Origin of the sequence: Paenibacillus terricola, from assembly GCF_014779765.1 — a bacterium.
GTDB classification, from domain to species: Bacteria; Bacillota; Bacilli; order Paenibacillales; family Paenibacillaceae; genus Paenibacillus_T; species Paenibacillus_T terricola.
In genome coordinates, this window is the sequence record NZ_JACXZA010000007.1 from 236,451 (window position 1) to 249,191 (window position 12,741).

The following is a 12,741-nucleotide window of genomic DNA, read 5'->3' on the forward strand; positions in this document are numbered from 1 at the left end:
TCCTTATCCTCGTTGCGAGTAATAGAATTCTCATTCCCTCATCATAGTCGAAGCCCCATGCGTGGGGTATTGCTAGTTTGGGTTAACTTATTCTCGGTATAAAAGTTTGCCTTCCAATTTCAATTAAAATGAACCAAATAAAGGTATAATCTGTCTATATATCGAGGTGATCAAGATTGAGCCATGATTCATTAAAGCACCTGACCGAGATGGATCCCCAAACATTAGAAGACCTTATCGCGAAATATGGGCAAGAGGTTTGGAACTTCGCTTACTCCATCACTAAGAATCGGAGCATGTCCGACGACATCGCACAGGATGTTTTTATCCAGGTGTATCGGCATGTCACTTCTTTTCGCGGAGAAGCCTCGGTCAAAACATGGTTAATGAAAATAACTCGAAACATCAGCTACAACTATCGGAATACGGCTTTCTTTCGAAGAGTGCTGTTAGTCGGCATAACATCCAATGATTATTCGCATTCGGCAGAACAATCGTTCATTGAGAAAGAGGCGGCGAACAACGTCTGGAAGCAGGTTTTCACATTGCCGCTCAAATTCCGGGAAGTGCTTGTGCTGCATGCCAAATACCAGCTTTCTCTTAAAGAGATCGCAAGTATTCTGCAAGTTCCTGAAGGAACCGTAAAGTCCAGATTGTTCGGAGCACGCAAGCGGATGTCCGCGTTATTGAAGGAGGAATGGTCATGAATCAACCGAATCCCGACTGGTACGGCGCGCTGCAGGACAACCCATTGAAGGAGCAGACATTCACCGATCAATTAGCGTCAAAGATCACAATCAATGCGATTTCATCAACACGTAAGACAGCCTCCATCCCACGCAGGTTATCCTTCATTGGCCTTGCGATGGCATGCGTACTGGGACTCATTCTGTTTACTAATGAAAGAGAGACTATCAAGCCAACCGTTACAACCAGTTCTACGCCCGCTGATAACAGCGAATGGCAGCAATTAGTGAACCAGCAGAGCCCCGGTTATGATGTGCTTTATGTGCGGGACTATAGTGATAAGTCCACACTGGTTTTCTCCAAAAGAATTACCAAGGTCACAGGCATTCCCGTCATCGCGAGACGAAATGACCCCCCCGGCGTTCAGGTTATAACGCTGCGTGTCGATAATTTTGAGCCGACCATGCAGCAGTGGCAGCCGTGGCAATGGGGAGGTACTGTATCCACTGGATTTAGAGTAGATAAAGACGGGATCTTTTATGAACGAGCAGAGGATAAATTAATTACGGCAGGTGGTGGACTAGAAACCACTACTTTATTCTACGGAATTGTCGTTGACTCAGACATTTCCGAAGTCCGAGTAACGGACGGACAAGGGATACAACATAGCGCGACGATCATACCTTATCAGGAGGGGTACACCTACTGGTTTGCCCCCCTTCCATTCCATCGGGATGAAAAATACACCGTACAAGGTCTGGACTCCCACGGCAACATCATTACAAGCTAGACGTACAAATAGCATTAATTAAATAGAAAAAGGCGGCTCGCAATAAGCCGCCTTCTGCTTCATCCACCTCCCCATAGCAAGGTCCAGCGGCTTATGGCAATTCTCATGAATGAAGCGGATCGCTTCCCTCAAGTCCCTTGAATTGGGGTAGGTCGTACGCATTTCCAATCCTTACCGATTTAATAATGCCCGGTCCTGGAGTCTCTCGATAATTTCATTTACCGTTTCTTCGGCAGTCAGTTCCGTTGTATCCAGCCATAATCCGACTCGAGGCGTTTCGTTACGCAGCACATGATCCAATGCCTCGACGGTCCAGGCGCCATAACCTTTCTTGGAACGAGCGGCCTCCCTTAATGCGACTGCCTCCGTGCTTGGACAGAGCACCACTACGTACAAGGGATGATTATTGACGTAAGAAAGAAAATCATTCAATAACGGTCCAACGACGACATCTTGCATGACAACTGTAAACCCGGCGTCATGATAAGTCTTCGCGGACTGTGCAGCCAGCCGATATCGCAATCGCAGCTGATCCAGCTCGTCATTGCCCGCATCCGGATTAACCTCTTTGCGGTTATTGACAATCATTCTACGGAAAATATCTCCGCGCAAATGCACCGATTGCTCAAATCGTTCAGCAAGCAGCTGCGCAACAGTCGATTTGCCGCTAGCCATGATTCCGGTAATGACGATCGTAATAGGCCGTTCTTCTGACATACTAGGTGAGCTCCTTCTTATCAGCGGCTTGCATGAGCTCGTAGATTTTGCGCGCTGTGTTCACGTTTCGTACCGTCATTTGCTGGAAAACCTTCTTGCTGGTCGCCATCTTGTTCATGCCGCTCTTGTCCGCATCCGCACGGTCATATGACCAGAAGACGGCACCTTGCACATAGGTAACGCTATCGACCTCAGGATTAATCGTTAGCTTCTCGAGCACCGATTCGTCATTGATCTCATCCCATAAGTAGAGGACATCGCTCTTCATATCCGTGTCGTTCGTCCAATGCTCGGGCAGCTTGTCCATGATGCCTTTGATTTCATCCAGCGTACGGACCATGACCCGGATCGTCAAACCGAAGTCGGCAGCTATCGCTTCCTCCAGCTTGCCGCTCAGCTCAGCAGCGGAGCGATTATCGTCCCTGAATATGATGTTGCCCGTATTGATGTAGGTCACGACATCGGTTGCGCCGATCCCTTCGAATGTAAGCTTAAGCTTCTTCATATCGACCTTATTCTTGCCGCCTACATTAATGCCTCTAAGCAAAGCTACGAATATCACCGCTAGCCCTCCCTGTGCTCTTCTATCCTAACCAGTTGACATTATTATACTACTCACCAAGCGTTCAGCAGCAATTTATCTATCGAAAGGGTAATAAAAAGAACGATAAGATGCCCCTTCGAATGGCCGTCTTATCGCCTTATTCAAGTCTTGGCTCAAGACCGCATTCGCTCGATAGCCGGCTTCTTGGCACGTTTCTTGCCCGGAAGCGGACGTGCGCACAGCCGCCCGATGTACAGATCGAATGTTTCTGCAAGGTTTCCATGCTGGAACTGCGTCTTGGCGCGCTTATATCCTTCCCGTACAAGACGCTCTCTTAGCGCGACGTCGCTCGCAAGACGGATGACCGCCGAAGTTATTTCTTCATGCGACTCTGGGGCCACAATAAGTCCGGTCACCTCGTCTAAGACCGCTTCCGATGCGCCGCCGGACTGTCCCGCAATAACGGGTACGCCTGCTGACGCCGCCTCCAGATAGACGATGCCGAATCCCTCAACGTCACCTTCCTCCAGCTCTCGACAGGCCATGATGAATTGATCGGCGAGGTTATAATAATCGTTCAGCCGTTCGCTCCCGGATACGTTGCCGATAAACCGAACAGCCTCAGAGACGCCTGTTCTCTTCGCAAGCTGTTCAAGGCGCCCACGCTCCGGACCGTCCCCGACAATAACATAAACAGCGTTCGGCAGCTGCCGCAATATAGCAGGCATGGACTCGATCACCCGATCATGCCCTTTGCGCGTGACCAACCGGCCAACCGTCAGAATGACGTATTTCCCATCCAAGCCATGCTGTCTCAGCAGCTCCGAATTCTTCTCCTCTCGATCGAAGATCGCTTCGACCCCGGGATTCACGAGTCCAATGCGACTCGAATCCACACCGTACTCCTCGACTAGTCTTCGCGTATATTCACTGTTCGTCAGTACACCGTCAGCTTTGCGCAATATCAGCTTCACGATCTGATTCAATCCGATGTACTTCCGAAACATAAGCATATCCATGCCATGGGTCGAAATAACGTATCGCCGACCGCCGAACATCTTGAACAGCAGCCCGATAAAGCCAATCAACACATATCCATACACCGTAATGTCTGGCTCTTCATTGCGGAGTGTTCTTCGAACATAGCGGAACAGCCGTCCCCAGCTCGTAACATCCACCCGCTCCCCTCGCATAAACGATCCCCGTATGATCTGGAATGGCTGATTCCGATCGAATGGAGCACTTCCCTCATAGTCTGAAGCGAGAACGGTTATCGCATGTTTCGTATGCTTCGACAGGTTGTAGTAATAATTTTGCATGCCGCCTATTCCGGGAGGAAACACGCCAGTCACGAGAACGACTTTTCTACTCATACATTTTCACCCTTTTCGGTAAATGGCCTACCGCTTTAATGAGTAACCAGAACGTCACTTCCGCCATGATGTTCCACAATCGCGCAATAACCGAAATATGTAAGGCTATATCCGTACCCAGCTTAAATGAGAGAAAATAAACGAGAAAGCCTTCCCTTACGCCAAGCCCCCCTGGAAGCGGACTGAACAATCCAAGCAGCCAAGAGGCGGCGAACGTTCCCGCTGCGTACAATAAGCCGATACGACCCGCGTCGAAGCTATCGGTCAACATCCAGAAGGCCATTCCCATTACAAAATGGCTGCCGAGAAAACACGCCAAATAGCCGAAGAAAGAATTTCGGGACAACACCGCTGTACCGTCGGCATCTGTAGATGCATGGGGCCTTAGCATTTTGGCAAATAGCTTCTTTAACGGCTTCCAACGGGACGCTGGAGCAAGCAGATGACGAATCCAAGTGGCAATGCGGTGGTAATATAAATAAGCTGCGCCAAGGATTACGATTGCGGCTGATAGGAGTGGCAATGGATACACGCCTAAGCTTAAAGCGAGAGTAAGCGCGTATACGAGCGCGGCAGATACTAGGAGAACATTCTCGTAGAGGATAGCGGCGAGCTGCGCCTGCATCGGAACGCCTTCCCGCGTCGCCAGCACGATGCGGCCTGCGTAGTTCCAGAAGCCGCCCGGGATATACTTGGCGAATTGCGAATCAATGAAGATGCGCAGCCCCGTCACCAGTCGCAGCTTGCTCCCCTTCCGCTCTCCCTCCGCCCCCGAGGCATTCACGATCAGCACCCAAATGCTAGCCTGCATCATCAGAGATACGGCGAACAGCAGCATGGATGCATAGAACCGATAATCTGCCCGCATTAGCAATGCTGGAATGTCCGATGCTCTTAATGGGACGCTTCGTGCAACGAAATACACCGTTACCACCACGAGAATCGACTTGAGCACCTTTGGCGCCCATCTCTGCAATGCCGCCATCGCTTCACCACTTTCCGATTCGGTAACGTAATCCCTTGATTGTAAGTCGGAACGGTAAACGGCGATGCAGATATTTATTAAGTTTTCGCATAGCAACTGTCGAAAACAGTCGTGAGCTCATAGTGAAGCCAGCTTCGTAAAACAAAAAAATACACCGCCCAGGGCTTCGTCCCATTGGCGATGCATTCATGTTCTCTTCATTATGTCTAACATCTACACAGCGGTCTTAAGCCGGCCCATCTGGATCTGCCCTACCATCCGGAACAAGAGGAAAGCAACGATATTGAGGGTGAAGAATAGGATCACCCAGAAGATATTCAATCGACCCAATCGATAAGCATTCATGACGCTCCACAGACCGAACAGAATCCAGTACAGGGCGAAGCAAACCATCGCCGATGTTGTGAGAGTATGGGGCTGCGGCGAGAACAACGCGGACCGATCCAGCACGACGCGAAACTCGCGTATCACTTCGTGCTTATCGTTCTCCACCTTGAATGGAACGTATGAGACTGCGCTAGAATCGTAATTCTCCATGCTAACCGGATAAGTATACGTATCTGTCGGCTGACTGTCCTTCATCTGCAATAACGAAACCGCCTGCACAATGCGTTTGTTATCGTTGAAGTAGGCCTCCATCTCCTCCTGCGTGATACTGCTGTCCGTGACTTTCCCCGCCAGAAGGTTGTGATAGCCATGCAGCATGTTGTCGAAGTCGTCGCTATTACGAGCGTTGTGAGACATGGCAAATAGGATGCAAACAACTGATAAAACAAGCATCAAGCAAGAAGCGATAAGCATGGATTTGTTGAAGCCCTTCTGGAATCGATACAATCTCCTCAGCTCCGTATTCAGCTGTTCCTCTTCGCCAAACCGCTTGAGCGCAATTGACATGCTCTCTTCTTCGGAATAGCCCTCCTGCTGCAGCGCCTTCACCGTATCGGTCAAGTGACTTCTGATCTCATGCTTGAACTCCTCTAGCTCCTTCGGCTCCAGCGATACATGTCTGCTAAGCTTAGCAATGTAACTCTCCATTCGGTTCAACTTCAGACCCCCTTATAGAACATGTCCATCATGCTTTTGAAAAAATCCCACTGTTCCTTCCTCTCGCGCAAATAAGCGACGCCTGCCTCCGTAATTCGGTAGTACCTTCGCCTCCCGCCCCCGCTCTCCATGTCTTCATTCCAATACGACTCGACCAATTGGTTGTTCTCCAACCGCTTCAGTACGATGTATAACGTTCCTTCTTTGATTTCGAATGTATGTTCACTAATGTCGCGGATTCGTTTGCAGATTTCATAGCCATACTGATCCTCTTGCGAGATTTGGCTCAATATGATGCTCTCAATGTAGCCTTTTAGCATTTCTTTATTAATTTCCAATATAATCCTCCCCTCCTAATATGTATATCATAAAGTACTCTATACTGTATAGTAGTTTTCGCTGCGTATACGTTATAAAAAAACAGAGCATCGGCATCTTGTTTGCCGAGCTCTGCTTGAATGACTTACGTTATGGCGTTGACTACGTTCGATAATAAGACAATACCCAGCTCACGCCGTTACGATCGGCAACAATGGCGAGAAGTCCGTTAAATGGCGCTTCATACATCTCCGTATGAATCGTCCCGCTGGAAGCAAATTCACCGTAGATTCGTCGATAAGCATCTTCTGTATCGATTCGCAGAAAAACTCTTACGTAGTCACCCTTTACGGATGGCCTCGCTGCCTTAACATCACTGAACTTAAGAACAGCCCCCTCAACATTCAGATCCGCATTAAGCACATCGTCTCCCTGCTTGCGCAGAATCGTAATATCCCCGCCCAGCACGCTCTGATAATACTGAATTTCATCCTTGCAGTTCTCTACTGCAATAATCGGGTACGCAATCATCATCTCATCCACTCTCCTTGAATCATTCGATTATATTGGTCTCGCTTAAATTGCGAAGCACAATCTTCAGCAGTCCTAACAGCAAGTCATACTCCCCATCGCTAATGCCCTTCCTTGTCTTGCTCTTGACACGGCCCAGCGCTTCCTGCACTTGCGGCACCACCGCGCGTCCTGACTCCGTCAAATAAAGCAGTTGATACCGGTTATCCGCAGGGTCAACCTCCCTCCGCACATAACCTTCCGACTCCAACTTCGCAATCGCCTTCGCGGTTGTCGTCTTGTCGATGAGCAGCTTCTCGCTCAGCGCCTTCTGCGTAATCGGCTGGCCTGATGCAATCGCCATTAAGAAAATGTATTGGCCGCTCCCGATTCGATAAGGCGCCAGCTCGGCTGAAATGACGACCTGCATGTGGCGATAAATCGCCGAGATGTATTGGCCATGCGATTCCACTGCGCTATTGCCTGCCGGACGCCAGATTTCGTCGGTCATTTCGATTCCCTCCTCAGATAGGATGTTATTGCAACTAATTGCAGTGTATGCCAAATAGGATGCTATTGCAACTATTTTTTTTACAAAAGTTGTATGGCCAGTTACGGCTCCAATTGACACACAACAAAAAACAGAGTACAACCTCGCCGTAGGCTGTACTCTGCTTGGAAATACATTAATTTAGCACGTCAAACAATCTCGCTAACTTCCGGCACTTCTCTCAGCACAAGCGCCTTCGCATCCGCCGCGTCGTCCACGTCCAGAACCGCTCTCGCGAGGTTCTGCAGCCGTTCCCGATCAAGCCGAGCCAACAGCCAGCGCGCACGGGTCACCGAGCCGGCGCTCATGCTGAATTCATCGAGCCCCATGCCGAGCAGAACGGGGAGCGCGAGCGGATTACCGGCCATCTCGCCGCACATCCCGACCCATTTGCCCTCGGCATGCGCCGCAGCGATCACCCGGTCAATAAGCCGCAACACAGCGGGATGGAATGGATCCGATAGGCTCGACAGCTTCGGATTCATCCGATCCGCCGCCATCGTGTACTGCACGAGGTCGTTCGTACCGATGCTGAAGAAGTCGACCTCGCGTGCAAGACGGTCCGCCATCATCGCCGCCGCCGGAATCTCGATCATGATGCCAGTCTCCATGCTCGGATTAAACGGGATGCCCGCTTCCGACAACTCCTGCTTCGCTTCCTCTAACAATTGCTTCGCCATGCGCCATTCCCGGAGCGTTGCAATCATCGGGAACATCGCTTTCACATTGCCATGCGCGCTCGCGCGAAGGATGGCGCGAAGCTGCGTCTTGAACAGTTCCGGCCGGTCGAGGCTAATCCGAATCGCCCGATAGCCAAGGAACGGATTGTCTTCCTTCTCGAGCTCAAGCAGCGGAAGCTCCTTGTCGCCGCCGATATCCATCGTACGGATTACGATGGGCGCATCCGCGCCGAATGCTTCAGCCACGGTCCGATACGCTTCGTATTGCTCATCCTCGGTAGGCAGCGTATCGCGTCCCATAAACAGAAACTCCGTACGGAATAACCCGATGCCCTCTGCACCCTTAAGTTTTGCCTGCTTCGCATCCGCCGAGGAGCCGATATTGGCGACAAGCTCGACTTGTACGCCGTCTGCGCTCATGGATGGACGGTCAAGGAAAGCCTCATACTCCGCCTGCTTGCCGCCTTCTGCCGAACGACGCGCTTCATACTCTGCCAGTGCCGCTGCATCTGGCTCGATAAGAACGAGACCGGCCCCGCCGTCCACGATGACGAGCTGTCCATTCCGTATGTCCCGCAGGCTCTCGCCAATGCCAACGACAGCCGGAAACCCACCTGACCGGGCAATGATCGCAGAGTGGGACGTTGCGCCTCCCACCGCAGTCGCGAATCCGGCGACGGTCGATGCATTGAGGCCAGCCGTCTCTGACGGCGTCAGATCCTCCGCAATCAGAATGGCTCGATTCCCTGTCGCACCACCCGCTCCTGCCATCGCATCCTGTCCAGCGTCAGCAGCTTCTTCGCCGCTTAACAGCCGCGCGACTCGGCGGCCGACATCGAGCACGTCTGCGGACCGTTCGCGCAGGTACGGATCGTCCACTGCGCCGAGCACTTCCGCAACTTCCTTCGCCGTTTCGAGGATGGCCGATACGCCATCGTACAATTCAGCTGTTATTTTCTCCCGAGCAGCCCCGACCAATTCCTCATCCTCTAGCAGAAAGGCATGCGCTTCGAAGATCTCAGCCTCATGCGCCTTGCCATCCTCCAGAAGCTTCGTGCGGATCGCGTCCAGCTCCTCGGCGGCCGTCGATACGGCTGCATCGAATTTTGCTGCTTCGGCTTCCGCCATTGCAGGTTCGATCTTGCTTACGACATGAGGTTCTATATTCGTACGCAGCACCTTGGCGTATCCAATTGCGATGCCTGAGGATGCCGGCGTTCCTTGTAATGTCGTACTCATATTAGTGACTTTCCTGCAGAACGAGGACTGCACCGACTGCGTCGATTACTGCTTCGGCACCTTCTCCCTCCGCCACGACCGTTATCGAATCGCCCTGCTTGGCGCCGACCGACAATACCTTCACCAGGCTCTTCGCGCTGAACCGGCTTCCGCCCTTCTCCAGAAGAACGTCACCGTCGAACGACTTCGCCGCTTCAACGATTTTGCGCGCGGGACGTGCGTGAATGCCCGTCGGATTCTCTACTGTAAATGTTTTCTGCATGGTTTCTCCTGCCTCCTATATATCTGTGATCGCTTATAGTTCAGTTCGAGTTCTACCCTCTTATAATCTTTTCTTAATGTCGTCCTTCAACCGCTCCGATTGCGTGCCGAAAATCGCCTGCACCGCGCCTTTGCTAAGGCGAATGACGCCGGATGCCCCCAGCTTCTTAAGCTCTGCATCGTTGACGGCCTTCTCGTCCTTCACGACGAGCCGCAAGCGGGTGATGCAGGCGTCGATCGATTGGATGTTGCCCGGTCCGCCAAGCGCCGCGAGCACTTGACCCGGCTTGTCGTTAGCAGGTTGTGCGCTTGCGCCTTCCGACACCTGTCCGTCCGTGACGAGCTCGCCGTCTTCCCGTCCAGGCGTTTTCAGATTGAACTTCACGATGATGATCCGGAATAGGAAATAATAAACGATAGCAAAACCGATACCGACCGGAATGATCAACAGCGGCTTCGTCGCCAGCGGATAGTTGATCGCATAATCCAAGAAGCCTGCCGAGAAGCCGAAGCCATGCTTGACGCCAAGGTATGTCATCAGCCAGCCGGATGCGCCAGCCAGAATAGCGTGAACAACGTACAGGGCAGGCGCGACAAACATGAAAGCGAACTCAAGCGGCTCTGTAATACCTGTCAGGAACGAGGCGAACGCTGCCCCGACGAAGATGGACGAGACAAGCTTGCGTTTCTCCGGCTTCGCCGTATGAATGATCGCGAATGCCGCTGCCGGAAGCGCGAACATCATCATCGGGAAGAAGCCCGTCATGAAGAGGCCTGCAGACTTGTCGCCCGCGAAGAAACGGTGAAGGTCGCCGTGAACGACGTTGCCTGCCGCATCGGTGTAGCTGCCGATCTGGAACCAAGCGATGGAATTGATCACGTGATGCAAGCCAAACGGAATGAGCAGACGGTTAGCCGTCATGTAGATGAAGGCGCCAACGCCTCCCAGACCGACAACCCAGTTGCCGAATTGATCCAGCGCATTCTGCACCGGACCCCAGATCAAGCCGAACAGCAGACCGACGATGACCATCGCGAACGAGGTGACGATCGGAACGAACCGTTTGCCCGAGAAGAATCCGAGCCAATCCGGCAGTTTAATATTATGGAATCGGTTATACATGTACGATGCGATGAGACCTGCCAGAATGCCGCCAAGTACGCCCATGTCGAGCTTCATATCTTTGCCGACGATGCCCGTGAATGCAACCGGCACCTTCTCCAGCACATTCTGCAGCACGAGATATGCGATAACGGCCGCAAGCGTCGCTACGGCATCGCCCGCCATTCCGATCGCGACGCCGATGGCGAAGATGAGCGGCAGGTTATCGAAGATTGCCGAACCGCCCGCCGCGAGGAACGGCGCAATATAATGGTTGAGCCAATCGCCGAACGATCCCCAACCGAAATCTTTGACATAATCGATGCTGCCGAAACGGAGCAGCAGCGCTGCAGCCGGCAATGCGGCAACGGGCAGCATCAACGATTTACCGATCTTTTGCAAGAATGCCAACATAAATGGATTCCCCTTCTCGTTTAATTTATTTTCTTATTTGCCTGACTTAAGATGAACTGTTAGAATGGCCGGCGCTTGCGCAGCGACATTGCCGCTTGCGCTATCCACCGACTCGGCGAGGTCCTCGTTTGCGACGACGATCGGCGTCACGACGGAATAACCCGCTTCGCGAATGCGTTCCAGATCGACCTCGATAAGCGGCTGACCCTTCTTCACGCTGTCTCCTGTTCGGACCAAGGGCTTAAACCCTTCGCCTTTCATCTCGACCGTGTTGATGCCGACATGAATGAGCAGCTCCAGCCCCGACTCATGCTCCACCACGACAGCGTGGCCGGTATCGATCAGATGCCCGATCGTTCCGTCGAATGGCGCTGTTACCGTACCTGAGGCCGGTTCAATAGCGGCTCCCGGTCCCATGAAGCCTTGCGAGAACGCCTCGTCCGGCACTTCCGCAAGCGGAACGAGCTTCCCCGCGAGCGGCGCTGCGATCTCCACCGTCTTTGTTTTTGTTTTGCCGCCGCCGAATAATTTGCCTAACATATCCATGCACCCCTTGCCTGATCTTGTTGTAGAAATGCTACTGCTGCTTCGTCTCGAACGTCTGAACGAAACGATTCAACGCTAAAGCCAAATACCCGGCCTCGTCCTCGATTGCGCCCGTGAATCCTAGCGCCTCCGCCGCTTGGCGAATCGCGTCTGACGCGATGCCGAACTCAAGCGGATGGCTTTCTCGAATATGCGCCGTGAGCGGATTCTTGGCTTGACGACCCTCCGTCAGCGACTCGAATGCCTCGCGCAAATGGGCGACGAGCCTGAGATAGCTTCTGCTGTCCCTCGGAATGGCAATGCCAAGCCCGCTCTCGATCCGCGCTACCGTGTCATTGATAGCCGCCGCCAACAGCGCCAGTCTTCCTACCGGCATCGTCACCGATGCGGAACGAACGTGCAGCGCCAGAAAACCCGTCTCGTCCTCCGGCACCTCAATGCCCAGCTTGCGCCCGATCATCTCCGCCGCAATGCCTGCGATTTCGAATTCCTTCGGGAAGCCCAGCTTCGTCTCGAGCAGGAACGGATTGTTGATCGCCATCCCGTTGCGCAGCCTATACGCCGCGAACTGAATATGATTGGGGAGAGCGAAGTACACTTTGGGATGAACCGGCGTACCTAGCCGCTCCTTCATCATTTCGATGATCCGCTCCGAAACTTCGATGACGTCCGGGTCGAGATCGTCGACGAGCGATTCATACCGCTCTCTTGAATCTCCCTCGTCGAGCTTATATCTTCGCTCGATACGAGTGTCGTCTTTACGGATCACTGCTTCATTCTTACAGGCGAACCCCAAGCCTTTACCGAACAGAACGTACTCCTTGGAACTTACCGGATCTACCGTCAGCACAACATTGTTGCCGACGATCTTCTCCACCTTCATGCTGTCGCTTGACGTCAATCCAATCCCTCCCGTACCGATAGATTTCCCTGCGCAATCACGGTTACGCCTATCTGCAACGAAAAAAGCCGGGAAAAGGC

At 52.4% G+C, this 12,741-nt stretch carries 15 protein-coding genes; 2 read left to right on the top strand and 13 right to left on the bottom strand.

The annotated features are described in order from the left end of the window. Positions 1–176: 176 nt before the first annotated feature. Together H8B09_RS24940 and H8B09_RS24945 are read left to right on the top strand one after the other, a co-directional pair. On the top strand, positions 177–707 hold the full coding sequence (locus H8B09_RS24940; protein ID WP_224753971.1) for an RNA polymerase sigma factor: 531 nt from the start codon (positions 177–179) through the stop codon (positions 705–707). After that, complete coding sequence (locus H8B09_RS24945) at positions 704–1,477, top strand: hypothetical protein (RefSeq protein WP_191206306.1); 774 nt, start codon at positions 704–706, stop codon at positions 1,475–1,477. Before H8B09_RS24940 ends, H8B09_RS24945 begins: the two co-directional genes overlap by 4 nt. A 171-nt stretch (positions 1,478–1,648) precedes the next feature. Here H8B09_RS24945 and H8B09_RS24950 read toward each other — a convergent pair whose 3' ends face one another. From H8B09_RS24950 to H8B09_RS25010, 13 genes are all read right to left on the bottom strand, one after another. Then, positions 1,649–2,194 carry an AAA family ATPase gene (locus H8B09_RS24950; protein ID WP_191206307.1) on the bottom strand — a complete coding sequence of 182 codons (546 nt, stop codon included), beginning with the start codon at positions 2,192–2,194 and terminating at the stop codon, positions 1,649–1,651. A 1-nt stretch (position 2,195) separates the two neighbouring features. Beyond that, the gene (locus H8B09_RS24955) at positions 2,196–2,756 is read right to left on the bottom strand and encodes a DUF1697 domain-containing protein (RefSeq protein ID WP_191206308.1); all 561 of its coding nucleotides are present in this window, start codon (positions 2,754–2,756) and stop codon (positions 2,196–2,198) included. A gap of 155 nt (positions 2,757–2,911) precedes the next feature. After that, a complete protein-coding gene (locus H8B09_RS24960; RefSeq protein WP_191206309.1) occupies positions 2,912–4,111 on the bottom strand; it encodes a glycosyltransferase family 4 protein in 1,200 nt (399 codons plus the stop codon). After that, positions 4,104–5,096 (bottom strand): lysylphosphatidylglycerol synthase domain-containing protein, encoded by a 993-nt coding sequence (locus tag H8B09_RS24965; protein ID WP_191206310.1) that lies wholly within the window; start codon positions 5,094–5,096, stop codon positions 4,104–4,106. Before H8B09_RS24965 ends, H8B09_RS24960 begins: the two co-directional genes overlap by 8 nt. Before the next feature lie 213 nt (positions 5,097–5,309). Continuing rightward, complete coding sequence (locus tag H8B09_RS24970) at positions 5,310–6,131, bottom strand: permease prefix domain 1-containing protein (RefSeq protein WP_224754004.1); 822 nt, start codon at positions 6,129–6,131, stop codon at positions 5,310–5,312. Positions 6,132–6,142: 11 nt separating this feature from the next. After that, positions 6,143–6,478, bottom strand: a complete 336-nt coding sequence (locus tag H8B09_RS24975) for a PadR family transcriptional regulator (RefSeq protein ID WP_191206312.1) — start codon at positions 6,476–6,478, stop codon at positions 6,143–6,145. Positions 6,479–6,620: 142 nt separating this feature from the next. Further along, positions 6,621–6,992, bottom strand: a complete 372-nt coding sequence (locus tag H8B09_RS24980) for a VOC family protein (RefSeq protein ID WP_224753972.1) — start codon at positions 6,990–6,992, stop codon at positions 6,621–6,623. Between the two features lie 19 nt (positions 6,993–7,011). Further along, a complete protein-coding gene (locus H8B09_RS24985; protein WP_191206313.1) occupies positions 7,012–7,479 on the bottom strand; it encodes a MarR family winged helix-turn-helix transcriptional regulator in 468 nt (155 codons plus the stop codon). 188 nt (positions 7,480–7,667) lie between these two features. After that, positions 7,668–9,437 carry a phosphoenolpyruvate--protein phosphotransferase gene (gene ptsP, locus H8B09_RS24990; RefSeq protein ID WP_191206314.1) on the bottom strand — a complete coding sequence of 590 codons (1,770 nt, stop codon included), beginning with the start codon at positions 9,435–9,437 and terminating at the stop codon, positions 7,668–7,670. A 1-nt stretch (position 9,438) separates the two neighbouring features. Beyond that, on the bottom strand, positions 9,439–9,699 hold the full coding sequence (locus H8B09_RS24995; RefSeq protein WP_191206315.1) for an HPr family phosphocarrier protein: 261 nt from the start codon (positions 9,697–9,699) through the stop codon (positions 9,439–9,441). 60 nt (positions 9,700–9,759) lie between these two features. Continuing rightward, positions 9,760–11,214: an N-acetylglucosamine-specific PTS transporter subunit IIBC gene (gene nagE / locus H8B09_RS25000; RefSeq protein WP_191206316.1), complete on the bottom strand. Its 1,455-nt coding sequence runs from the start codon at positions 11,212–11,214 to the stop codon at positions 9,760–9,762. Positions 11,215–11,247: 33 nt separating this feature from the next. After that, complete coding sequence (locus tag H8B09_RS25005) at positions 11,248–11,754, bottom strand: PTS sugar transporter subunit IIA (protein ID WP_191206317.1); 507 nt, start codon at positions 11,752–11,754, stop codon at positions 11,248–11,250. Positions 11,755–11,791: 37 nt separating this feature from the next. Further along, positions 11,792–12,661, bottom strand: coding sequence for a PRD domain-containing protein (locus H8B09_RS25010; protein WP_224753973.1), 870 nt, complete (start codon positions 12,659–12,661; stop codon positions 11,792–11,794). Positions 12,662–12,741: the final 80 nt, after the last annotated feature.

Coding starts and splice junctions, on each gene's coding strand:
- H8B09_RS24945 (WP_191206306.1), top strand. CDS start 704: ATGAATCAACCGAATCCCGACTGGTACGGCGCGCTGCAGGACAACCCA.
- H8B09_RS24950 (WP_191206307.1), bottom strand. CDS start 2,194: ATGTCAGAAGAACGGCCTATTACGATCGTCATTACCGGAATCATGGCT.
- H8B09_RS24960 (WP_191206309.1), bottom strand. CDS start 4,111: ATGAGTAGAAAAGTCGTTCTCGTGACTGGCGTGTTTCCTCCCGGAATA.
- H8B09_RS24965 (WP_191206310.1), bottom strand. CDS start 5,096: ATGGCGGCATTGCAGAGATGGGCGCCAAAGGTGCTCAAGTCGATTCTC.
- H8B09_RS24970 (WP_224754004.1), bottom strand. CDS start 6,131: ATGGAGAGTTACATTGCTAAGCTTAGCAGACATGTATCGCTGGAGCCG.
- H8B09_RS24980 (WP_224753972.1), bottom strand. CDS start 6,992: ATGATGATTGCGTACCCGATTATTGCAGTAGAGAACTGCAAGGATGAA.
- H8B09_RS24985 (WP_191206313.1), bottom strand. CDS start 7,479: ATGACCGACGAAATCTGGCGTCCGGCAGGCAATAGCGCAGTGGAATCG.
- ptsP (WP_191206314.1), bottom strand. CDS start 9,437: ATGAGTACGACATTACAAGGAACGCCGGCATCCTCAGGCATCGCAATT.
- H8B09_RS24995 (WP_191206315.1), bottom strand. CDS start 9,699: ATGCAGAAAACATTTACAGTAGAGAATCCGACGGGCATTCACGCACGT.
- nagE (WP_191206316.1), bottom strand. CDS start 11,214: ATGTTGGCATTCTTGCAAAAGATCGGTAAATCGTTGATGCTGCCCGTT.
- H8B09_RS25005 (WP_191206317.1), bottom strand. CDS start 11,754: ATGTTAGGCAAATTATTCGGCGGCGGCAAAACAAAAACAAAGACGGTG.